Raw genomic sequence first — 20,594 nt, 5'->3', positions numbered from 1 at the left:
TGGCGAGGGCGGCATGCTACGGCCGGCACGAAGGGCGGGCAACTATGTGGAACAGCAAGATCCGCAGGAGCCGGGACAGCCCCTCGCTGGCTGAAATCCACCTGTGTTCACGCAGAGTTGCCAGCTTCACATGCAGTCGTTGTCGACGGCGCCGTTGCTACCACTGGTACGTGGCCCGGGTGTGATAGTGGGCGGTTTTGTCGGGGGGGGTGGGGTGGCCGGCGCTGCCCCGCCCACGGGGGCGCCTACCTCGACGAGGGGGGACCGGCGTCGGCGTCGAAGGGCTCGATGCAGTCCGCCCCCTCGTGCTTCGGATCGTTCACGGCAGGGTTCACCGGCACCGCCTCCCAGGCGTCCGTGTCGAAGGGGAGGGCGAGGCTCGCGCCGTCCGGATCCGCCGCGGGATCGAGCCAGGGGCCGAGCTCGTCGGGCCGCAGGGCCACGGGCATCCGGTCGTGGAGCTGCGCCACCGGTCCCGCTGCGGGGCGGGTGAGCAGGGTGCAGCTCTCGACCGGCCCGGTGGGGCCGCGCCATCGCTCCCAGAGGCCGGCGATGCCGAAGACGGCGCCGTCCCGCCGGCGCACGAGGTAGGGCAGCTTGCGCTTCCCCTCCTTGCGCCATTCGTAGAAGCCGGTGGCGGGCACCACGCAGCGCCGGTGCCGGAAGGCGTCGCGGAAGGCGGGCTTCTCGGCCACCGACTCCGCCCGGGCGTTGATCAGCCGGTGCCCGATCTTCGAATCGTCCGCCCAGCGGGGGATGAGGCCCCAGCGCAGCTCCGCCAGCTCCCTGCCCCCGGGGCCGAGGCGCACCGCCGGCACGGGCTGCGTGGGAGCGATGTTGTAGCGGGGCTCGAGGCGGACCTGCGAGGCGAGCGCGAAGGCTGCCTCGAGCTCGGCTGCGTCGACGGCGAGGGTGAAGCGGCCACACATGCGAGGGAGCGTAACGCATCCGCTCAGGCGCGGCTCGGACCTGCTTCGTGCCGCATGGCGATCGAGGCGGGATCCTTCGTCGGATCGACGGGGCCGCGCTCCTTCCGCTCGCTGTAGCGATCGACGAGGTAGTCGGAGCGGTCGCGAACGAGCAGGGTGAATTTGACGAGCTCCTCCATGACGTCCACGACCCGGTCGTAATAGGGCGACGGTTTCATGCGCCCGTCCTCGTCGAACTCCTGCCAGGCCTTCGGCACCGAGGATTGGTTGGGGATCGTCACCATCCGCATCCAGCGCCCGAGGACGCGGAGCGCGTTGACGGTGTTGAAGGATTGCGAGCCGCCGGAGACCTGCATGACCGCCAGGGTCCTCCCCTGGGTCGGCCGCACGCCGCCGGCCTCCAGCGGCAGCCAGTCGATCTGCCCCTTGAGCACGCTGGTCAGCGTCCCGTGTCGCTCCGGAGAACACCAGACCTGCCCCTCCGACCAGAGCGAGAGCCTCCGCAGCTCGGCGACCTTCGGATGGTCGGCAGGGGCACCATCCGGCTGCGGGAGGCCCCGCGGGTCGAAGACGCGGGTCTCGGCGCCGAAGTGGCGGAGCAAGCGCTCCGCCTCGAGCACCAGCAACCGGCTGTAGGACCGTTCGCGGACCGATCCGTAGAGGAGCAGGATCCGGGGCGGATGGGTCGAGACACGGCGGGGCGCCAACGCCGACAGCGAAGGCACGTCGAGATGGCGGGGAGAAGCGTGGGGAAGGTCGGTCATGGCGAGGGTTCCTTCGTTGTAATTGGTTGATTTGATCAACCATTGGGCCGCAAAAACCGGCCGCCGGTAGGCAGCGCGCGCTACGAGCGTTCGATTTGGCGGATGGCGCTGCCGAGCAGGCGCAGCCCTTCCAGCACCGACGCGCGCCGGGCGGGATCGATGCTGGCGAGTAGCGCCTGTCGCCGCGGCAGGGTCTCCGCATCGATGCGCTGGAGCAGCCGCTCCCCGCCGGGCGTGAGCCGCAGGCAGCAGAAGCGGCCGTCGTCGTGCTGGCCCCGCTCGCGGCGCACGTAGCCCTTGCGCTCCAGCCGGTCGACGATGCGGGTCGCCCCGCTCTTGCTCACCCCGAGCGCGTCGACCACGTCCTGGATCGCCGGCAAGCCGCGGGCTTGGACGACCCGGAGCGCGCGGTAGTCGGAGAGGGTGATGTCGTGGCAGCAGATCCGCTCTTCGTCACCGGCGCCGATCGCCTCCACCAGCGTCGTCAGCAGCTCGTCCAGCTCCCGCGCCGCTGCCTCCGGGATGCCCGTGGCATTCCCTTTTGGTCCCAGCACTTTGGTTGACATGGGCAACCAATAGGGGCGGCGCCCCATCCTGTCAACCGATGCAGTCGCGTGGCGTCGCTTCACTTCGCCCACGCGGCCCGACCGCTGCCACGATAGCATCGCCGGATGGCCCACCCTGAAGCAGGCTACCGGTTGCCGCGGGAGATCGTTCCCCAGGCCTATGCGATCGATCTCACCACCACGCCCCGGCGCAAGGGCTTCTCGGGATCGGTCGCGATCGAGGTGTGCCTCGCGGCTGCCACCGACTCGATCGTGCTCCACGCCCGGGGCCTCAAGCTCGGCGAGGTGGCGGCGCGCGTGGGCCGCAAGCGGATCCCGGCAACCGTGCGCTACCAGCACGCCCGCGAGACCGCATCCCTCCACTTCGATCGCGAGCTGCCCCAGGGCGACCTCACCCTCGAGCTCACCTTCGCCGGCAGGCTCGACCCGCGCATGCACGGTCTCTACCTGGCGCGCAGCGGCCCGGAGGTCGCGGTGGCGAGCCAGTGCGAGGCGGCAGACGCCCGGGCGATCTTCCCCTGCTTCGACGAGCCGGACCGCAAGGCGACCTTCACCTGGACGGTGCGTACCGACCCCGGCCTCACCGTGATCACCAACGGCGTGCCGAAGGGCAGCCGCAAGGATCCGAAGACCGGCCTCGCCGTCCACCGCTTCGAGCCCACGCCGGTGCTGCCGACCTATCTCGCGGCGGTCGCCGTCGGGCGCTTCGACGCGACGCAGGTGCGGCACGTTCGCGGCGTCCCCTGCCGTGTCGTCGTCCCCGAGGGCAAGCTCGCGCAGGCGGAGTTCGCGGAAGAGGTCACCGACGCGGTGCTGCCGTGGTTCACCACCTACTTCGCCCAGCGCTACCATTACGCGAAGATCGATCAGGTGGCGGTGCCGGGCTTCGACGCGGGGGCGATGGAGAACGCGGGCGCGATCTTCTACCGGCAGCAGCTCCTCCTCCTCGACGAGGCCACCGCCTCCTGGCACGGCCGCAAACAGATCGCCGAGACCATCGCCCACGAGATCGCGCACCAGTGGTTCGGCAACCGCGTCACCATGCATTGGTGGGACGATCTCTGGCTCAACGAGGCCTTCGCCACCTGGATCAGCCACAAGGCCGTGGACGGGTGGCGCCCCGACTGGCGGATCTGGGACGACTTCCTCGTCCTCCGCCGCGCCGCCATGGGGCTCGACGCGCTGGAGAGCACCCACCCGATCTACGCGCCGGTGGAGAGCCCGGCGCAGGCCACGGAGATGTTCGACGCCATCACCTATTACAAGGGGTGCTGCGTCCTCCGGCAGCTCGAGGCGTGGATCGGCGAGGGCCCCTTCCGCGAGGGCCTGCGCTCGTACATGCGGCGCTACAAGGATCGCAACGCCGCCGGCGCCGATCTCTGGCACGCCATCGGCGTCGCCGCCGACATCGACGTCGACACGGTGGCGCAGAGCTGGACCGAGCAGGCGGGCTTTCCCGTGGTCCACTTCGAAGCATCGGAGCGGGCGGGGCGCACCGTCCTCCACGTGGCGCAGCGGCGCTTCTTCGCCCGCCACGATCTCCGCGACACCGGCAACGTCCGCTGGTTTCTGCCGCTGCAGATCCGCTGGAGCGACGGCAAGCGCACCCACGTGCACCGCGCGCTGGTGCGGGAGCGCGAGGAGGCGATCGAGCTGCCGGGCAGGGCGGTCTGGGTTCACGGCAACGCCGACTCGATCGGCTTCTACCGGGTCGAACTCTCCGAAAAGCTCCTCGATGCGGTCGCCGGCGCGGTGCGCGAGCTCACGCCCGCCGAGCGGCAGGCGCTGCTCGACGACGTCTGGGCGCTGGTGCTCGCCGGGGCACAGCCCATCGATCGCTTCCTCGACCTGCTCGCCGCCTTCCGCGGCGACGCCGACTACGTGGTGGTGGAGGCGATGGCCGCCCGGGCGGCGGTCCTCCTCCATCGCCTCGCCGACGAGGCCACGGTCCCCGCGCTCCGGCGCTTCCTCCACCAGCTCTTCGCGCCGGCGCTGGCGGCGCTCGGCTGGGAGGGAGCCGCGGACGAGGGCCCCGATCGCGCCGTCGCCAGGGCGGAGCTGGTCGGCGTGCTCGGCGAGCTCTGCAGGGACGAGGCGGTCCTCGACCGCGCCACGGCGCTCGCCGAGGTGGAGGCGGCGGATCCGTCGGCCGTCGAGCCGAACCTCGCCGGCGTGGTGGTGCGCCTGTCGGCGATCCGGGCCGACAGGAAGCGCGTCGATCGCCTGGTCGGCGAATACCTCGCCCGCCGCGAGCGCCGCGCCTCCCCGGAGGAGCAGTCGCGCTACCTCCGCGCCCTCGCCGCGGTGGAGAAGAGCGGCCCGCTGCGCGAGGTCCTCTCCCTCACCCTGGGCGAGACCATCCCCCAGGAGCAGCTCGTCTCCGTGCTCCGCGCGCTCTTCGCCCGGCCGACGCAGGCGGTGGCAACCTGGCGCTTCCTCCAGCGCAACTGGGCGGCGGTGGCGGGGCGCACCGGCCCGATGGCGATCTCCCACCTGGTCGAGGCCACGGGACGGCTCCCCGCGAAGCACAAGCGCGAGATCGAGCGCTTCTTCGCGAAGCATCCGGTGGAGGAGGCCCGGCGGGCGCTGCAGCAGGCCCTGGAGGAGATCGATCTCTACGCGGCGCTCCGGAAGCGCGAAGGGCCGCGCCTCTCGGCCTGGCTCGCCCGACACGAAGGGGCGCGCTGAAAGAAGGCCCTTGGCTTGCGGCGCTCAGGGGATAGGTGGGTCCACGAGGTGGTGGACCATGCGCATGCCTGCCCTGTCGACAGCCCTGGCCCTGGTGACCCTCGCCGCGCCGGCGCCGGCCCCCGCCGCGTCGCCCCTCGAGGCGGCGGTGAAGCGGGCCCGGGGCGTGAAGCTCGCGCCCCATTTCCCCTTCGGCTTCACGCCGGTGACCCAGCGCGCCGCCCTGGCGGACGGCCTCGCGCCCTGCCTCGCCGCAGACGCAGCCGGCGGCGAGAGCTGCTGGCTCGCGCCCGACCCGAAGCGCCGGATGGAAGTGGGCGACTTTCATCCGTCCACCTTCGGCGTGCGCTTCACCCCGGCCGCCGGTGACGGTCGCATGGACCTCTACGCCCTCACCGTCTCGATGGAGGGGATCGCCACCTGCCGGGAGATGGCGGCGGCGTTCGAGAGCGCGATCAAGATGGTGCTGGCCAGCTACGGCAAGCCGAAGCGGATCGAGGAGGGGCCCCGCTACGGCAGCAGGCGCTGCAGCGACTACCGGGCCGAAGGCCGGGTCTTCTACCGGGCGCGCTACGACGACTGGCAGCTCACCGTCGACGTCTACCGGGCGCAGGCGGGCGCCTTCACCGTCTACCTGACCTGGCTGCACGAAGGCGGCGCCGAGGCCCACCTCCGCGCCCTCGAGGCGGCGCAGGACTGATCGCCGGCTCCCGTAGCGGGCCGCACCAGGTGGGCGGGGCCTCTTGCTGCGCGACGGCCGCATGGGCATCGACGCCGGTCCTATTCCCCGCCGGGGACGAAAGGGAGACCCGATGCGTACGTGGCTCATTCGCGCAGCCGCTTTGCTCGTTCCATCCCTGATCGCCGCCGGATGCAGCCTGACCCAGCGCGGGGACGACGCCGGCCCGTCCGCAGAGCAGGCCGCCGCGCTGGAGGAGACGGCCCGGCGGCTCCGCGCCAACCTCGAGGCGCGCGGGTACGAGCTCGGCGCCGGTCACGTCCAGCTCTTCCGGATCGAGGACTGCAGATACGCCCATCGAGTCGATCGGCCATTGCCTCGCCAACATCCCGACGGCGCCCTGCATCACCGCCGCCGTTCCACTCTGGCCCGACGAGTTCGTGGACGAGCACCACCGCGACGCGTTCGGCCCTCCGCCGGAGGAGACCTGGGCGACCTTCCGTCTCGACGAGCGCGAGGCGATCGTCGTCCTCGCGCATCTCCCGCCGCCTGCAGGCTACTTCGGGCTGCAGACCTACGTCTTCTCGCGCGCGGGCAGCCTGGATCCGTCGGATCCGATCTACCAGCGGCTCCCGGAGCAGCGGATGCGGGCGATCGTCTTCAGCAAGGCTCCGAATCCCTCGCGTGTGCTCACCTTCGCGACCTTCGGCGACGCGATCAACGACGTCGTCATCGAACGGCAATCCGGCGCTGCCTTCGATCAGGACCGCGCCCTCGTGATCACCCCGGACGCGGTGATGGAGCGGGCGATCGCCGAGGCGCTGGTGCAGTCCGGCCTGCCTTTAGCGGATCGGATCGCCACCGAGCCGGTGTCGTCGGAGGTCGCCCGGATCGGCCTCGGGGAAGAGGCGGACGATTTCATCATCCTCATGCGCTACGCGGAGCCGAAGGACCAGCAGGCCGGCGAGCGATGGCGCACCGAGCTCCCGCTCACCGTCCTCCGCATCCGGGACACGAATCGCGAGCGGCCGACCGAGCCGTATCCGAAAGCCGCTTACGACGAGCGCGCCGGCAAGGACGAGAAGTGGCTGCAGGGTGACCTCTACGGTCTGGTGCGAGCGGTGAAGCAGCAGTGGGCCCAACCCGATGCGCCGTCCAGCCCGCTGCACACCATGGAGACGATGCTCGACCTCTACGGCCAGCATTGCCTGAAGCGCCCGATGAACTGCTTCGGCTACAACCAGGACACCCAGCTGCAGTTCAGCGATTCCTACACGGTCGACGACGGCGAGGTCTTGGCGGTGGTCGGGACCCTCGGCACCGCCACCGGCAACGCGACCTACGTGAGCCTGGCGACCAACCATTTCGAGGTGCTGCAGGGGTGGCGAACGTCTCGGGAAGGAGCTGGAGGGAAGCGCGGCGACTTTCGCGGGCGAGATGGGGAACACGGAGATGCTCTACGTCCACTATCTCGCGCGCGATTGCAGCGGCCTCTCCAACTGCATGACGGTGACCGAGGAGATGATTCCACGCGGCGGCACGATCAAAATGCTGCAGCGCAATTACATCGTGCCGGGGACGATGCGCGGCGCCAGCCCCGAGCTCGTCCTCAATCCGGTCGTCGTCGTCCTCGACGGCATGGCGCGGCCGAAGAGCGAGTAGGGCGCGGCGCTCAGGTGCTCAGGTGCGCGCCAGCCACTCCTCGCGGAGCACCGCGTAGACGCAGCTGTCGACCAGGCGGTCGTGTTCCCAGGCGGCACGCCGCAGCGTTCCCTCGTGGAGGAAACCGCAGCGCTCGGCGACGGCCCGGCTCCGCCCGTTCTCCGGCTCCGCCCGGATCTCGACCCGCTCCACACCGCGCTCCCGGACGAGGTGATCGGTGATCGCGCGCACGCTCCGCGAGACCAGCCCGCGTCCTTCGAACTCGCTCCCGAGCCAGTAGCCGATCGAGGCGCAGCGGTTGGTCACGTCCTTGCGGATCCCCATCGCCCCTGCGAGGTGGCCCTCGCAGACGATGCCGCAGAAGAAGCCCTCGTCCCGCGCCCAGCGCTCCATCGTGCCGGCGATGTACGAGCGCGTCTCGTCCGGCGTGGTCGCCGCCACCTCGGGAATCCAGCGCCGCAGGTGGTCGCGGTTGCGGTCCGCCAGCGCGTAGAACTCGTCCGCATCGGAGAGGTGGAGCAGCCGCAGCGAGAGCTCGGCGTCGACAGGCCAGTGGAACATCTCTTCTCCTCGCGCTGCGGGCGGGCGCGGCTTTTCCCGAGCCGCAGGTGCAGCCCGGGTAGAGTGGGGGCCATCTTCAACCCGACCGAGGATAGGCTCCATGGCCGCGCAGCGCCCCCCGATCGTCCTGCCCCCCGCGCTCTATTTCGCCTGCGGACGCGAGGGCAACGTCTACTTCGACAACCTGGTCCCGGGCTGCGCCGACTCGTACCACTGGAGCGTCTCGGATCTTCCGCTGGGGCGGCTCGAAGCGGAACGCTGGACCTGTGTGCCGCGCGAACCAGGCACCGGGCGAATCGAGTTCTCGATCCACGACAAGGAGACCGGCGCCCTGTGCGCCAGCGCCGGCGCCGACTTCGTGGTGGCCGCCTCCTCCGCCGGGGCTGGTGAGACCCGGTCCTTGCTCTGCATCGGCGACAGCCTCACCGCTGCAGGCGTCGTGACCGAGGAGCTGCTGGAGCTCGCGCGCGGCGATGCGATGGGGCTCACGCTCCTCGGGACCCGGGGCGCTGCGGCCAACCGGCACGAGGGACGCAACGGCTGGACGATCCCGCAGTACTGCGGGAACGACGCTGCGAACCCCTTCTGGATCGATGGCCGCCTCGACTTCTCCGCCTATCTCGGGCGCAACGGCTTCGCCCCGCCGGATTGGGTCTGCATCCTGCTCGGGACGAACGATTGTTTCTCCCGGACCAGCGACGAGGAGACGGTCGCGCTCGCACGCGCGTCGTTCGACCGGCTGGACGATCTGCTCGCATCGATCCGGGCAGCAGGCGGCGGGACGCGCATCGCCCTGCTCACGCCGCCCCCGCCGGCGGCGAGCCAGGATGCCTTCGGTGCGAGCTACGGCAACTTCCCCACCCGCTGGCGGTTCAAGCGGAACATCACGTGTTGGAGCCAGACGCTGATCGACCGCTACCGGGGTCGGGAATCCGCCGGTCTCCACCTCGTGCCCACCCACACGGCGATCGACCCGGTGCACGGCTTCCCGTTCGGCCTGCCGGCGCCGGCCAGCAGCCGCACGGATCGGGCAGTCGCGCGGCAGAACGACGGCGCCCACCCGGCACCCGGCGGCTATCGCCAGCTCGCCGACGTCCTCTGGGCGTTCCTGCAAGCGGGTGGGTGACGAGCGGCCGGTGCGGGAAAAACGAAGGCCCCACGGCGTGAACCGTGGGGCCTCGTCTGGTGCCGGCAGAGGGAATCGAACCCGCGACCTGCGCATTACGAATGCGCTGCTCTACCAACTGAGCTATGCCGGCAAAAAGCTGCGCGGTTTTTGCCACCGGCCACCTTGGCTGTCAAGCGCACATCCCTCCAAAAAAATGCCGCAACCGCTTTCGCTTCCGGCCCTTCCGCCGTGTCCATCCTGCAGGCGCGCCCGTCGGTGCGCCGCGGGAGGCGCGGCTTGCGGAACGCCATCGCCATCGTCGACCATGCGGCCCCCGGCCCGGAAGGGGAGGCGAGGAAGGGATTGGAACGCAAGGGACTCCAGGTCCTCCAGGGCGGCGCCGACCACCACGACGACCTGGCGGCGCTCTACCACCGCTACGGCGGCCAGGTCCTCGGGCGGTGCCGCTACCTCCTTGGCGACGCGGAGGCCGAGGACGCAGCGCAGGAGGTCTTCGCCCGGGCGCTCCTCCACCTCGAGGGCTTCCGCAGCGAGGCCTCGCCGCTCACCTGGCTGCTCAAGATCGCCACCCACCACTGCCTCAACGTGCTGCGGGCCAACCGGGCGCTCTGGAGGGACGAGGTGAAGAAGCTCGCCCTCGTGCGCTCCGAGGCTGACGACGGCGGCGATCAGCGCGCCCTGGTGCGCTCGCTCCTCGCCCGCTTCGACCTCGAGACCCAGGCCTGCGCCGTCCACTACCTCGTCGACGAGATGAGCCAGGACGAGGTGGCGCAGGTGGTCGGACTCTCCGTGCCCACCGTCCGCAAGCGGGTGCGGACCTTCCTCGCCGCAGCCCGGGCCGAGCTGGGGCTGCCTGCGGAGGAGACGCCATGAGGGATCTGCTCGGACCCGCCACCGATTGCCCGGGCCTCGCCCTGCGCCGCCTTCATGCAGGCGAGCTCCAGGGCGCCGCTGCCGCACGCGTCCGCTCCCACCTCGAGCGCTGCGAGCGCTGCACCGCGACCTGGCGCGGCCTCGACGCCGAGCGTGCGGCGCTGCCGCCGCTGGCGAGCTTCCGGCCCGGCGTCGAGCGCCACCTCGAGGCGGCCCGGGCGAAGCCGGCCCCCAAGCACGCGCTGCGCAGGTTGCTTCCTCTGGCTCTCGCCGCGTCCCTCGCCGCCCTCGTCGCGGTGCCGCTGCTCCGGCAGGCGCCCCCCACCGCCACCGAGCGGATCAAGGGCGGCGCCGGCCTCGACGTGCTCGTCGGCGGAGCGGGACAGTCCCGCCTCGCGGCGGAGGGCGAGCGGCTCGGGCCCACCGACCGCGTCCGCCTGCGTGTCCATCCGGGCAACTACGCCTGGGCCCTCGCCCTCTCGGTGGACGACGCCGGCATCGTCACCACGCTCTACGATCACCGGGGAACCAGCCTCGCCGTGCAGAAGGGCAAGCCGCTCTGGCTTCCCGACGCCCTCGCCTTCGAGGGAGAAGGGGCCGAGCGGATCTACCTCTTCCTCTCCGAAGCCCCCCTCGCCACCGCGGAGCTCGCCCGCGCCCTCGCCGTCGCCCACCGCAGCGCAGGCTCCGCCGCGGCGATGGCCACCATCCCCGGCGTCCCCGGCGAGCAGTCGCACCTGCTGGTGAACAAGCCCTGATGCGCTGCCTGCTGCCGCTCCTGCTCGCCCTCGTCCTGCTGCCGCTTCCGGCAGCAGCGGCGGCGCGGCGCATCGCCGTGCTGGTGGCGAACGCCGAGGGCGGCCCGGGCACGAGGCCCCTGCGCTACGCCGAGCGCGACGCCCGCCGGGTGCTCGACGCCCTCGCCCGGCTCGGCGGCGTGGCGGAGGGCGACGCCTTCCTCCTCCTCGGCGGCGACGCAGCGGCGCTGGAGCGAAAGCTTGCCGAGGCCGAGGCCGCCATCGCCCACGCTGCGGCAGCAGGCGCACGCACCGAGCTCGTTTTCTATTACTCCGGCCACGCGAAGGACGGGCAGCTCCACCTCGGGACGACGCCCTATGCGATGGCGACGCTGAAGGAGCGCCTCGCCGCCTCCGGTGCGGCGGTGCGCATCGCCTTCCTCGACGCCTGCCGCTCCGGCGCGATCACCCGCACCAAGGGCGCCCGCCGCGTCCCCGCCTTCGAGGTCGACGCGGGCCCGCGCGCTGCCAAGGGGCTCGTGATCCTCACCTCCTCGTCCACCGACGAGGACTCGCAGGAGAGCGACCGGATCAGCGGCTCCTTCTTCACCCACGCCCTGGTCTCCGGGATGCTCGGCGAGGCCGACGCGTCGGGCGACCGCCGCGTCACCCTCGCCGAGGCCTATGCCTACGCCTACGACCGCACGGTGGCCGGCACGGTGCAGACTAGCGCCGGCCCGCAGCACCCCACCTTCGCCTTCGATCTCGCCGGCAGGGGCGACGTAGTCCTCACCGATCTCCGCGGCCCGGCCGTCTCCTTCCTCGTGCTCCCGGCGGAGCTGGAGGGAGATTTCCTCGTGGTGGAGGAGGGGAGCCGCTTCGTCGCCGCGGAGATCCAGAAGCGCCCCGGCGCCGAGGCCCGCCTGGCCCTGGCCCCCGGCGCCTATCTGGTGAAGACCCGCCTGCCCGACAGGCTCCGCGTCGGCGAGGTGGAGGTGCGCGAGCGCGGCGCGACCCGACTCGATCCCGCGTCGATGTACGACGTCGACTTCGACGACGATCCGGTGAAGGGTGTGGTCGACCTCTGGGCCCGCGCGCCCTCGGTGACGATGGGCGCCCTCGTCGGCTACCAGCACTTCCTCGCAGGCCCGGTACGCGAGGGCTATTTCCCCGACACCGGCCTCCTGGGGATCGAGGCGGAGCTCCGCGACTACCTGCGCCCGGGCTGGAACCTCGGCCTCGATCTCGCCCTCGGCAGCGCCACCGGCACCACCGAGAGCGGCGGCCTCGCCTATGCCTACGCCTTCTCGGCGCTGACCGCAGGGGCGAGCCTCACCGTCGATCTCCTCCACGGTCCCGTGCGTCCCTTCGTCGGCGCCCGCCTCGCCCTGGTCTACTTCGAGCGGCGCTTCGACGAGCCCCTCCTCGAGGATCAGTCGCTCCTCACCACCGCGCCGGGCCTCGTCGCCGGGCTCGGCTGGTACCTCTCCGATTCCTTCGCGCTCACCGCGCGCCTCCGCCCCAGCTGGCTCCTCTACGCCGCCGACGAGAACCGCTCCCTCGGCTTCGTGGACGCGAGCGCCGGGGCGAGGATGGAGTTCTGATCATGCGCCGTCTCGCCATCACCCTCGCGCTCCTCGCCGCCGCCGGCTGCGGCGACATCTCCAACGAGGCCCTCGAGGATCTCTCCTTCGTGCAGGCGCTGCCGCGGGCAGCGGATCTGCACCTCGCAGCGCCGGACGCCGGGGCGCAGGTCCAGGCGCTGGAGGGCGAGGCCACCGGCACGGTGCGGAGCGGCCTGCGGATCTGCAGCAGGCCCGCGCAGCAAGAGCCCTTCTGCGACGGGCACCGGATGGCGCGGAGCATCAACGCCTTCACCGCGCTGGTGCTCGGCACCCTCGACGCGGTCCGCTCCCTCGAGCCCACCGAGCGGGCGGATCACCGCAGGGTCTGGGGCCCCTTCCCCGAGGGGCCGCGGACCGATCGCCAGCGCCGCGAGACGCGGGTGGTGGTGGAGCGGGGCGAGGGAGACGAAGGCTACGAATACCGCTGGGTGGTGGAGATCCGGCCCGCAGCGCGGACGGCGGAGCAGCGGTGGATCCCGCTCCTCGGTGGCAGCTTCGTGCCGGCCTCCGGCGGCAGCGCCTCCCGCGGGGCTGGGTACTTCACCTGGGATCCCACCGAGGCCCGCCTTGCTTCGCTCGAGACGACGGACGACACCCGCCGCCTCGAAATCCGCTACGACCTGCGGCGGGGCGTGCGCCACGTGGAGGCGGACGCCGACTTCGAGCGGGACGATCTGCCGGCGACGATCCGCTTCGTGCAGGAGGCGGATCGGGACGGGGGCGCCTGGCGCTACGAGTTTCCCACCGACATCGACGGGCAGGGCGAGGCGGATCTCGTCGAGGTGCGCGCGCGCTGGCGGGCCGACAGGGCAGGGCGCTCCGACGCGCGGATCACGCTGCGGGGCTCGGCCTTCCCCGGCCCCTTCGGCAACGAGACCTGCTGGGACGGGCGCCTTGAGCGGACCTACTTCTCCAGCGACGACGTGCGGCAGTGCGAGGGCGGCGTCTGTCCCGAGGGGGACGAGGCGAGCTGCGTCTTCCCGCCGCTCTTCGAGTAGGCGCTACGGCGCCGGCGCCTCTGGTGGTGCTTCCGCCTCGGCTGGCGCTTCCGCCTCGGCTGCTGCCGCCGCCTCGGGCTCGGGCGGGCTCTCCGCCGTTGCCGGCTCGGCCACCACGGGGGCCGCCGGGGTTGGTGCCGGCGCCGGTTTGCCGCGCCCGAGCCGCGCCTCGATCTCCACCCGCGCCGCAGCGGCCTGCGCCGCGGAGAGCCGACCCGCCACCTCGAGGCTGCCCACGATCCGCAGCGCCCGCCTGCGCAGCACCGGCGGCTTCGCCCCGGGCGTCCACCGGAGCGGCGCCGGCAGCATCCCCGCCAGGATCGCGCCCTGCGCCGGCGTGAGCGCCGCTGCCGCCACGCCGAAGTGGGCCCGGGCCGCCGCATCGATCCCGTAGATCCCGTGCCCCCACTCGACCACGTTGAGATAGAGCGCGAGGATCCGGCTCTTCTCCAGCTCCTTCTCGAGGCGCCGAGCCAGCACGAGCTCCTTCAGCTTCCGGAGGAGGCTCCTGTCCCCGCTGAGCCAGAGGTTCTTGGCCAGCTGCTGGGTGATGGTCGAGGCGCCCCTGCCGAGCTCCTTCCGCTCCAAGGCCTCTTCGAGCGCGATCTCCAGCTCCACGGTGTCGACGCCCTCGTGCTGCCAGAAGCGCGCGTCCTCCGAAGCGATCACCGCCTGCACCGCAGCCGGCGCCACGGCGGAGAGGGGCACCCAGCGCTGCCGCCGCAGCGGCTTCCTGCCGGCGGCCTCCGCCTCCCGGGCCCGGGCCTCGATCAGCGCCGTGGTCTTCGGGTTCTCCGTCGCCAGCTTCCCGACCGCGGGGAGGGTGGCCCAGGTCACCGCCACCCAGATCAGGAGGAGGCCCGCGAGGACCGCTGCAACCGTCCGCTTTTTCTTGCCGAATCGCGCCATCGGCGCGGACCGTAGGGGGGAGGCGTACGGAGCGTCAAGCCGCCGCCACCGGCTCCCGCGCCACGCCGTTGCAGATCTGCAACGGCTCGCTTCACATCTGCAAAGTCCTCACGCCCCGGGGTGCCGCGAATCGCCGCTCCGGGCGGATCTGGCGTTGGCACCGGACTTGCTCCTTCTCCAGGGCGAAGGGCGCGTCGGCGGCGGTACCCCCCACCAGACTGCCGATGCCCCTTCCATCCCTCCGCCAACCGGCGGTGGGAGGAAAAGTCTGCGGGGACGGTACCCGAGCGAAGATCCCCCCCCACTTCGCCGGTTGCCGTCCCCGCTTTTCTTTTCCGCCCGCCTGCATCGATTCGTTGCGACCCCGCGACGGGGCGCGTAGCCTCCGCTGCGGTAGTGCGTCCGGATCTGGTGACCGGCCCGGTCTTCAAAACCGGTGTGGGGTGCCGAGAGGCGCTTCGGGCGGGTTCGATTCCCGTGCACTACCGCCACGCTGCCCCCACCGGGTCGAGGCCGACCCGGCAGGGGAGGGCGCCAGCGTTTCAGCCGCCCCGATCCGCCATGCGGTCGCCGGGCCTGCGCGAATCCCCGCCGAAGGGGGAGAGCGCCTCGAAGCCCACCTCGTGGGGCATCACCTCCCGCGGCGAGCGGAAGTATTGCATCGGCGAGGAGAAGAGGAAATTGGAGACCCGGCTGGTGTAGAGGCAGGCGTAGTCCTCGACCTGCTCGCCGAACCGGCTGTTCTCGTTCCCCTCCTTGAAGATCAGCCCCCAATAGCGGTTGAACCCGCTCTCCAGCGACTCGGCGAGGTGCCCGACCATCCCGTCGATCTCGCGGACCGCCCTGCGGACCCGCTCGAGATCCCGCTTGGCCTCCTGCCGCATCGCCTCCAGCTCCGCCGGGCTGCGTCCCTCCACGTCGCCGCGCTCGAGCTTGCGGTCCAGCGCGTTGAGCCGCGCCTTCTGCAGGCCGAGCTCGTCCTCCAGCCGGGCCCGGAGCCGCTCCGCCTCCGCCAGGTGGCGCATCTGATCGGCGCTCGCCTCCATGTGGGCCAACTCCTCCTCCAGCTCCTCGACGATCATGCAGGTGCGCCAGAGGGACGTCTTCTTGGACTTGAGGATGTCGCCGTAGATGTGGTCGCCGACGTAGAGGACCCGCTCCCCGCCGAACCCTGCCATCCGCTCGAGGTCGACGAGGTTGCCGCCCTGGTAGATCTTCCCGCGCTCGAGGCTCTGGGCCTCCGCCTGCACCGCCCCCGACTCGTCGAGCTCGACGAAGGGATGGCGCTCGGTGAAGAAGCGCGGCTTGGATCCGCCCACCACCACCAGGTCGAAGTAGTTGCGCCAGGACGGGTACTCGGGGAGTTGCCCGTCGAGGAGGTGGCTCATCACCGCGTCGGTGTAGTCGAAGAGCGAGTTGGTGAGGACGAAGAGCTTCTTGCCGCCGGAGCGGAGCTTGTGCAGCGCAGGGCCCAGCTCCGGATCCCGGAAGACGTAGGCTGGCAGGTCCTTTGTGATCTCGGTCTTGAGCGAGCCGTCGCGATGGACCGTGTCGATCGCCTCGCGGATGTCGTCGTAAAGCTTGCCGTAGTCGACCCTCTCGCCCCGGCCCTCGAGCAGCTCGATCACTTCGGCGTACATCGAGGCCTCGGGCAGGGCGAAGAGGGTGTCGATCCAGGCGTAGCGGGGGGAGGAGAGCCGGATCTTCTCGTCGCGGTAGAGCCGCCGCCACGCCTCCCGGTCGAGGAGCTGCCTGCCGTGGTAGACCCGCCCGACGTGGTTGAAGCGGTCCATCTTGAGGAGGTTGCCCTGCTCCTTGTCGACCACGAGGCCCCGCATCACAAATTGGTGGTCGTAGCGGATCGACTCGACGACCTGCGGGTAGCCGAACTGCCGGACCAGCAGCGCCAGCGTCATGTCGAAGGAGAGCTGCTCGATCCGGCGCATGTGGTAGATGGCCAGGGTGTAGTCCATGTCGAAGCCGATCAGGTCGATCTGGTCCATCCGCAGGTTGCGGTTGACGTAGATGCGGCGGGTCGTGGGGACCTGGCTCTCGTTGGGGCGCTCGAGCAGTCGCAGGAGCTCGGGATCGAGGGAGACGGTCGCTGCATCGCCGGTGCGGATCTGCGGGTGTGCCATTCTTGGTCTTCCGTTCCCGATTCGTGGTGCCCGGCGCATCGGGCCGGGGGCGTCGGATGGCCACTTCGCGTGGCCCTGTCACCCATCGTGTGGCAGAGTCCGCCCGATGGCGACCCGGAATCGGCAGGGAAGGGCGGATCTCGAGGAGCGGATTGCCGCCCTGGAGACGGAGCTGGCTGCGGTCCGGCACAGGCTCGAGCGCCTCGAGGGCGGCGAGGTGCGCGTGCTCCGCGCCGCTCCCTTCGACGGAAGGGCCCGGGCCCGACCTGCCGAGCCGGGCACCCGCTGCCCCGGTTGCAGGCTCGTGCTCGACGAAGCATGCGAGCGATGCCCCTATTGTTCGCTCCCGTTTCACGTATTGCCGCAGCGCCTCCGGCCGGTCTTCGTGGCCCGGCCCGCCCGCCCCGGCAGGCGTCCGGCCCCTGCGAGTCGGACTTCCCGCAAGCAGCGCGGGCGCTGAGAGTTTGTGAAGCAAACTCTCCAGCGAAGCCGAAGGCGGAGCGATCGCAAGGAGGAGCGTTTCACACGCTCGGCCCCTCCAACCTGCTTGACAGCGCAGTGGCGCCTGCGTAGAAGGCGCGGATTCCTGCGACGCCCGACAGGGAACACGTGTCGGTGTGCGAAGGTTTTCATCTGCCGATCGTCGCTTGACAGGGATCTGCCGATCCCTATAATGCGGCGCTCTTTTATGTAGTACTTGACGCCTCCGATTCGCATCGCGCCGGAGGCCAGGATCGAAATGCCGACGATCAACCAGCTCATCCGGAAGGGCCGCCAGGCCATGGAGGCCAAGAACAAGGCCCCGGCGCTCCAGGGCTCGCCCCAGAAGCGTGGCGTGTGCACCCGCGTCTACACCACCACCCCCAAGAAGCCGAACTCGGCGCTTCGGAAGGTGGCTCGTGTTCGCCTCACCAACGGGATCGAGGTCACCTCGTACATCCCCGGCGTGGGTCACAACCTCCAGGAGCACTCCGTGGTGCTCATCCGCGGCGGCCGTGTGAAGGACCTCCCGGGTGTTCGCTACCACATCGTTCGCGGCAGCCTCGACTCCGTCGGCGTGGCCAACCGCAAGCAGAGCCGCTCGAAGTACGGCGCGAAGAAGCCGGGCTAAGCGGACGTTCTGCGAAATAGGGCGCCGCCGCGGGAGCGGCAGGCGCCGACCACCTGATTCTTTCGAAGGTACACTCAGATGCCTCGCCGTCGCGAAGTAGAGAAGCGCAAGATCCTCCCCGATCCTAAGTTCGGTGACCGCCTCGTGGCGAAGTTCATGAACGACGTGATGCGGGACGGCAAGAAGTCGACCGCCGAGCAGATCGTCTACGGTGCGTTCGACATCGTCCAGTCGAAGCTCAACGACGATCCCCTCAAGCTCTTCAAGAAGGCGCTCGACAACGTCAAGCCGGTGCTCGAGGTGAAGAGCCGCCGCGTCGGTGGCGCCACCTACCAGGTCCCCGTGGAGGTCCGCCAGGATCGCCGCGTGGCCCTCGGCATGCGCTGGCTGATCACCTACTCGTCCGCTCGTGGCGAGAAGACCATGGCCGAGAAGCTCGCGGGCGAGATCCTCGACGCTGCCAACAACCGCGGCGCAGCGGTGAAGAAGCGCGAGGACACGCACAAGATGGCCGAGGCCAACAAGGCCTTCGCCCACTACCGCTGGTAATTCGGCAGTACCGCTCTCTGAAAGCTTGGTCGTCGCGCCGCCCCTGACCCGGGCGGCGCTCTGGATTGTCCCCGTGGTGGCTGCAGGCCGCCCGACGTCTCCCCTTCCGGTGGGAGGAAAGGCAAGAGAAACATGGCTCGCCTCTATCCCCTCGAGAGGACGCGGAACATCGGGATCATGGCCCACATCGACGCGGGCAAGACCACGACGACCGAGCGCATCCTTTTCTACACCGGCATCATCCACAAGATCGGTGAGGTCCATGAGGGCGCTGCCACCATGGACTGGATGGAGCAGGAGCGTGAGCGCGGCATCACCATCACCTCCGCCGCGACCACCTGCTTCTGGCGCGAAAACCGCGTCAACATCATCGACACCCCCGGCCACGTCGATTTCACCATCGAGGTGGAGCGCTCGCTCCGCGTCCTCGACGGTGCGGTCGCCGTCTTCTGCGCCGTAGCCGGTGTGCAGCCCCAGTCCGAGACGGTCTGGCGGCAGGCGAACAAGTACCACGTCCCCCGCATCGCCTTCGTCAACAAGATGGACCGCGTCGGTGCCGACTTCCGCCGCGCCATTTCGATGATGGCCGATCGCCTCAAGACCAACGCGCATCCGATCTACCTCCCGATCGGCGCGGAGGAGGCGTTCCACGGGGTGCTCGACGTCATCGAGCGCAAGGCGATCACCTTCGACGACGAGGACCTGGGCGCGAAGTTCGCGGTCGAGGAGCCGACGCCCGAGCAGCTCGAGGAGATCGAGGCGGCCCGGACCGAGCTTCTCGAGGCCCTGGCCGAGTGCGACGACGCGCTGATGGAGAAGTACCTCGGCGGCGAGGAGATCCCCACAGGCGAGATCAAGCGCGTCCTCCGCAAGGCGACCATCGAGCTGAAGGTCACGCCGGTGCTCTGCGGCTCCGCCTTCAAGAACAAGGGCGTCCAGCAGATCCTCGACGCGGTGGTCGACTACCTGCCGGCTCCCACCGACGTCCCCGACGTGACGGGCAAGACGCCCGACGGCGTGGACGACAGCCGCCCGACCTCCGACGACGCGCCTTTCAGCGCGCTGGCCTTCAAGATCATGAACGATCCGTTCGTGGGCCAGCTCACCTTCTTCCGGGTCTACTCCGGCATGCTCGAGTCGGGCCTGACCGTGTGGAACCCGGCGAAGGGCAAGCGCGAGCGCGTCGGCCGCCTCCTGCGCATGCACGCGAACAAGCGCGAGGAGATCAACGAGGTCTACTCCGGCGACATCGCCGCTGCCGTCGGCCTCAAGCTCGCCGTCACCGGCGATACGCTCTGCGACGACAAGCACCCCATCATCCTCGAGAAGATGGAGTTCCCCGAGCCGGTGATCGCCGTGGCGATCGAGCCGAAGACCAAGGCCGACCAGGAGAAGCTGGCGGTCTCGCTCCAGCGGCTGGCCATCGAGGATCCGTCGTTCCGGGTGCGCACCGACGAGGAGAGCGGCCAGACGCTCATCTCGGGCATGGGCGAGCTGCACCTCGAGATCATCGTCGACCGCCTGCAGCGCGAGTTCAAGGTGCAGGCGAACGTCGGCAAGCCCCAGGTCGCCTACCGCGAGACGATCACGACGTCCGCGGAGGCCGAGGGCAAGTACATCCGGCAGACCGGCGGCAAGGGCCAGTTCGGCCACGTTTGGATCCGCCTCTCTCCCAACGAGCCCGGCAAGGGCTTCGAGTTCGTCGACGGCATCACCGGCGGCGTGATCCCGAAGGAGTTCATCGCTCCGGTGGAGAAGGGCATCGCCGAGGCGCTGGACGGGGGCATCCTCGCCGGCTTCCCGGTGGTCGACGTGAAGGCCGAGCTCTTCGACGGCAGCTACCACGACGTCGATTCGAGCGAGATCGCCTTCAAGATTGCGGGCTCGATGGCGTTCAAGGAAGCGGCCGAAAAGGCCGGTCCGGTGCTGCTCGAGCCCATCATGGCCTGCGAGATCGAGACGCCCGACGAGTTCATGGGCGACGTCATCGGCGATATCAACTCGCGTCGCGGCCGGATTCAGGGTATGGAGCCGCGCCACGGTCTCCAGGTTGTTCGGGCGGAGGTTCCCTTCGCCCAGATGTTCGGGTACGCGACCGACCTGCGGAGCAAGACGCAGGGAAGGGCGACGTACACCATGCAGTTCGCGCATTACCAGGAAGTGCCGAAGAACCTGGCCGACGAGATCGTCACCAGGATCCGCGGGTACTGAAGACAGGTTGGCCGCCCGGCCAACCGGTCGGCGAAGTTCGGAGGAGCGATGTCCAAAGAGACTTTCAAGCGTACGAAGCCGCACGCGAACATCGGGACGATTGGTCACGTCGATCACGGCAAGACCACTCTGACCGCCGCGATCACCAAGGTTCTGTCGAAGAAGGGCTTTGCCCAGGCGATGGACTACGGTTCGATCGACAAGGCCCCCGAGGAGCGTGAGCGCGGCATCACCATTTCGACCGCGCACGTGGAGTACGAGACGGACAACCGTCACTACGCCCACGTCGACTGCCCCGGCCACGCCGACTACGTGAAGAACATGATCACGGGCGCGGCGCAGATGGACGGCGCCATCCTGGTGGTTTCGGCCGCCGACGGCCCGATGCCCCAGACCCGCGAGCACATCCTTCTCGCTCGCCAGGTCGGCGTCCCCTACATCGTCGTCTTCCTGAACAAGGTCGAC

General features: G+C 70.2%; 20 protein-coding genes and 2 tRNA genes. 14 read left to right on the top strand and 8 right to left on the bottom strand.

Annotation, left to right across the window (positions count from 1 at the left end; all coding sequences use genetic code 11):
- Positions 1 to 245: 245 nt before the first annotated feature.
- From ACESMR_RS21900 to ACESMR_RS21890, 3 genes are all read right to left on the bottom strand, one after another.
- Positions 246 to 929 carry an SOS response-associated peptidase gene (locus tag ACESMR_RS21900; protein ID WP_373049262.1) on the bottom strand — a complete coding sequence of 228 codons (684 nt, stop codon included), beginning with the start codon at positions 927 to 929 and terminating at the stop codon, positions 246 to 248.
- Between the two features lie 23 nt (positions 930 to 952).
- Positions 953 to 1,693 carry an arsenical resistance protein ArsH gene (gene arsH, locus ACESMR_RS21895; RefSeq protein WP_373049261.1) on the bottom strand — a complete coding sequence of 247 codons (741 nt, stop codon included), beginning with the start codon at positions 1,691 to 1,693 and terminating at the stop codon, positions 953 to 955.
- A gap of 80 nt (positions 1,694 to 1,773) precedes the next feature.
- Positions 1,774 to 2,259 (bottom strand): MarR family winged helix-turn-helix transcriptional regulator, encoded by a 486-nt coding sequence (locus ACESMR_RS21890; RefSeq protein WP_373049260.1) that lies wholly within the window; start codon positions 2,257 to 2,259, stop codon positions 1,774 to 1,776.
- A 105-nt stretch (positions 2,260 to 2,364) separates the two neighbouring features.
- Between ACESMR_RS21890 and ACESMR_RS21885 the strand changes: the two genes are divergently transcribed.
- Both ACESMR_RS21885 and ACESMR_RS21880 read left to right on the top strand, forming a co-directional pair.
- On the top strand, positions 2,365 to 4,947 hold the full coding sequence (locus tag ACESMR_RS21885) for a M1 family metallopeptidase (protein ID WP_373049259.1): 2,583 nt from the start codon (positions 2,365 to 2,367) through the stop codon (positions 4,945 to 4,947).
- Positions 4,948 to 5,005: 58 nt separating this feature from the next.
- Positions 5,006 to 5,647, top strand: a complete 642-nt coding sequence (locus ACESMR_RS21880) for a hypothetical protein (protein WP_373049258.1) — start codon at positions 5,006 to 5,008, stop codon at positions 5,645 to 5,647.
- 821 nt (positions 5,648 to 6,468) lie between these two features.
- On the opposite strand, the gene ACESMR_RS21875 is transcribed toward ACESMR_RS21880, so the two are convergent.
- Positions 6,469 to 7,074 (bottom strand): hypothetical protein, encoded by a 606-nt coding sequence (locus ACESMR_RS21875; protein WP_373049257.1) that lies wholly within the window; start codon positions 7,072 to 7,074, stop codon positions 6,469 to 6,471.
- Positions 7,075 to 7,078: 4 nt separating this feature from the next.
- On the opposite strand from ACESMR_RS21875, the gene ACESMR_RS21870 reads away from it, so the two are divergent.
- Positions 7,079 to 7,288 carry a hypothetical protein gene (locus ACESMR_RS21870; RefSeq protein ID WP_373049256.1) on the top strand — a complete coding sequence of 70 codons (210 nt, stop codon included), beginning with the start codon at positions 7,079 to 7,081 and terminating at the stop codon, positions 7,286 to 7,288.
- Positions 7,289 to 7,306: 18 nt separating this feature from the next.
- Here ACESMR_RS21870 and ACESMR_RS21865 read toward each other — a convergent pair whose 3' ends face one another.
- Positions 7,307 to 7,849 (bottom strand): GNAT family N-acetyltransferase, encoded by a 543-nt coding sequence (locus tag ACESMR_RS21865; RefSeq protein ID WP_373049255.1) that lies wholly within the window; start codon positions 7,847 to 7,849, stop codon positions 7,307 to 7,309.
- A gap of 100 nt (positions 7,850 to 7,949) precedes the next feature.
- Here ACESMR_RS21865 and ACESMR_RS21860 point away from each other — a divergent pair, with 100 nt between their 5' ends.
- Positions 7,950 to 8,975 (top strand): SGNH/GDSL hydrolase family protein, encoded by a 1,026-nt coding sequence (locus tag ACESMR_RS21860; RefSeq protein WP_373049254.1) that lies wholly within the window; start codon positions 7,950 to 7,952, stop codon positions 8,973 to 8,975.
- Between the two features lie 57 nt (positions 8,976 to 9,032).
- On the opposite strand, the gene ACESMR_RS21855 is transcribed toward ACESMR_RS21860, so the two are convergent.
- Positions 9,033 to 9,108 (bottom strand) — tRNA-Thr (locus ACESMR_RS21855).
- Between the two features lie 146 nt (positions 9,109 to 9,254).
- Between ACESMR_RS21855 and ACESMR_RS21850 the strand changes: the two genes are divergently transcribed.
- The 4 genes from ACESMR_RS21850 to ACESMR_RS21835 are packed head-to-tail and all read left to right on the top strand — an operon-like array spanning position 9,255 to position 13,211.
- The gene (locus ACESMR_RS21850; RefSeq protein ID WP_373049253.1) at positions 9,255 to 9,851 is read left to right on the top strand and encodes an RNA polymerase sigma factor; all 597 of its coding nucleotides are present in this window, start codon (positions 9,255 to 9,257) and stop codon (positions 9,849 to 9,851) included.
- Positions 9,848 to 10,609, top strand: a complete 762-nt coding sequence (locus tag ACESMR_RS21845; protein WP_373049252.1) for an ACP synthase — start codon at positions 9,848 to 9,850, stop codon at positions 10,607 to 10,609. The genes ACESMR_RS21850 and ACESMR_RS21845 overlap by 4 nt, the downstream gene beginning before the upstream one ends.
- A complete protein-coding gene (locus tag ACESMR_RS21840) occupies positions 10,609 to 12,192 on the top strand; it encodes a caspase family protein (protein ID WP_373049251.1) in 1,584 nt (527 codons plus the stop codon). Before ACESMR_RS21845 ends, ACESMR_RS21840 begins: the two co-directional genes overlap by 1 nt.
- Before the next feature lie 2 nt (positions 12,193 to 12,194).
- Positions 12,195 to 13,211, top strand: coding sequence for a hypothetical protein (locus ACESMR_RS21835; protein WP_373049250.1), 1,017 nt, complete (start codon positions 12,195 to 12,197; stop codon positions 13,209 to 13,211).
- A 3-nt stretch (positions 13,212 to 13,214) separates the two neighbouring features.
- Here the strand turns inward: ACESMR_RS21835 and ACESMR_RS21830 are convergent, their stop codons facing one another.
- Positions 13,215 to 14,120 (bottom strand): transglycosylase domain-containing protein, encoded by a 906-nt coding sequence (locus ACESMR_RS21830; RefSeq protein WP_373049249.1) that lies wholly within the window; start codon positions 14,118 to 14,120, stop codon positions 13,215 to 13,217.
- A gap of 392 nt (positions 14,121 to 14,512) precedes the next feature.
- Between ACESMR_RS21830 and ACESMR_RS21825 the strand changes: the two genes are divergently transcribed.
- A tRNA-Sec gene (locus ACESMR_RS21825) sits at positions 14,513 to 14,611 on the top strand.
- A gap of 51 nt (positions 14,612 to 14,662) precedes the next feature.
- Here the strand turns inward: ACESMR_RS21825 and ACESMR_RS21820 are convergent.
- Entirely contained in the window at positions 14,663 to 16,258 is a 1,596-nt protein-coding gene (locus ACESMR_RS21820) for an HAD-IG family 5'-nucleotidase (protein WP_373049248.1), read from the bottom strand.
- A gap of 106 nt (positions 16,259 to 16,364) precedes the next feature.
- On the opposite strand from ACESMR_RS21820, the gene ACESMR_RS21815 reads away from it, so the two are divergent.
- The 5 genes from ACESMR_RS21815 to ACESMR_RS21795 form a co-directional block, all read left to right on the top strand.
- Complete coding sequence (locus ACESMR_RS21815) at positions 16,365 to 16,718, top strand: hypothetical protein (protein ID WP_373049247.1); 354 nt, start codon at positions 16,365 to 16,367, stop codon at positions 16,716 to 16,718.
- A 279-nt stretch (positions 16,719 to 16,997) separates the two neighbouring features.
- Positions 16,998 to 17,369, top strand: coding sequence for a 30S ribosomal protein S12 (gene rpsL, locus ACESMR_RS21810; RefSeq protein WP_373049246.1), 372 nt, complete (start codon positions 16,998 to 17,000; stop codon positions 17,367 to 17,369).
- 78 nt (positions 17,370 to 17,447) lie between these two features.
- Positions 17,448 to 17,918, top strand: coding sequence for a 30S ribosomal protein S7 (gene rpsG / locus ACESMR_RS21805; RefSeq protein WP_373049245.1), 471 nt, complete (start codon positions 17,448 to 17,450; stop codon positions 17,916 to 17,918).
- 132 nt (positions 17,919 to 18,050) lie between these two features.
- On the top strand, positions 18,051 to 20,129 hold the full coding sequence (fusA, locus tag ACESMR_RS21800) for an elongation factor G (RefSeq protein ID WP_373049244.1): 2,079 nt from the start codon (positions 18,051 to 18,053) through the stop codon (positions 20,127 to 20,129).
- Positions 20,130 to 20,177: 48 nt separating this feature from the next.
- Positions 20,178 to 20,594, top strand: a 417-nt coding sequence (locus ACESMR_RS21795) for a GTP-binding protein (protein ID WP_373049243.1), incomplete at its 3' end; no start/stop codon positions are given.

The organism is Vulgatibacter sp. (assembly GCF_041687135.1).
Lineage (GTDB): Bacteria > Myxococcota > Myxococcia > Myxococcales > Vulgatibacteraceae > JAWLCN01.
Note: the sequence above shows the minus strand (reverse complement) of the source record. Positions and strands in the feature narration are given on the sequence as shown.

Coding starts and splice junctions, on each gene's coding strand:
- rpsG (WP_373049245.1), top strand. CDS start 17,448: ATGCCTCGCCGTCGCGAAGTAGAGAAGCGCAAGATCCTCCCCGATCCT.
- ACESMR_RS21840 (WP_373049251.1), top strand. CDS start 10,609: ATGCGCTGCCTGCTGCCGCTCCTGCTCGCCCTCGTCCTGCTGCCGCTT.
- ACESMR_RS21870 (WP_373049256.1), top strand. CDS start 7,079: ATGCTCTACGTCCACTATCTCGCGCGCGATTGCAGCGGCCTCTCCAAC.
- ACESMR_RS21865 (WP_373049255.1), bottom strand. CDS start 7,849: ATGTTCCACTGGCCTGTCGACGCCGAGCTCTCGCTGCGGCTGCTCCAC.
- ACESMR_RS21860 (WP_373049254.1), top strand. CDS start 7,950: ATGGCCGCGCAGCGCCCCCCGATCGTCCTGCCCCCCGCGCTCTATTTC.
- ACESMR_RS21845 (WP_373049252.1), top strand. CDS start 9,848: ATGAGGGATCTGCTCGGACCCGCCACCGATTGCCCGGGCCTCGCCCTG.
- ACESMR_RS21820 (WP_373049248.1), bottom strand. CDS start 16,258: ATGGCACACCCGCAGATCCGCACCGGCGATGCAGCGACCGTCTCCCTC.
- fusA (WP_373049244.1), top strand. CDS start 18,051: ATGGCTCGCCTCTATCCCCTCGAGAGGACGCGGAACATCGGGATCATG.
- ACESMR_RS21900 (WP_373049262.1), bottom strand. CDS start 929: ATGTGTGGCCGCTTCACCCTCGCCGTCGACGCAGCCGAGCTCGAGGCA.
- rpsL (WP_373049246.1), top strand. CDS start 16,998: ATGCCGACGATCAACCAGCTCATCCGGAAGGGCCGCCAGGCCATGGAG.
- ACESMR_RS21830 (WP_373049249.1), bottom strand. CDS start 14,120: ATGGCGCGATTCGGCAAGAAAAAGCGGACGGTTGCAGCGGTCCTCGCG.
- ACESMR_RS21885 (WP_373049259.1), top strand. CDS start 2,365: ATGGCCCACCCTGAAGCAGGCTACCGGTTGCCGCGGGAGATCGTTCCC.
- ACESMR_RS21880 (WP_373049258.1), top strand. CDS start 5,006: ATGCGCATGCCTGCCCTGTCGACAGCCCTGGCCCTGGTGACCCTCGCC.
- ACESMR_RS21835 (WP_373049250.1), top strand. CDS start 12,195: ATGCGCCGTCTCGCCATCACCCTCGCGCTCCTCGCCGCCGCCGGCTGC.
- ACESMR_RS21890 (WP_373049260.1), bottom strand. CDS start 2,259: ATGTCAACCAAAGTGCTGGGACCAAAAGGGAATGCCACGGGCATCCCG.
- arsH (WP_373049261.1), bottom strand. CDS start 1,693: ATGACCGACCTTCCCCACGCTTCTCCCCGCCATCTCGACGTGCCTTCG.
- ACESMR_RS21815 (WP_373049247.1), top strand. CDS start 16,365: ATGGCGACCCGGAATCGGCAGGGAAGGGCGGATCTCGAGGAGCGGATT.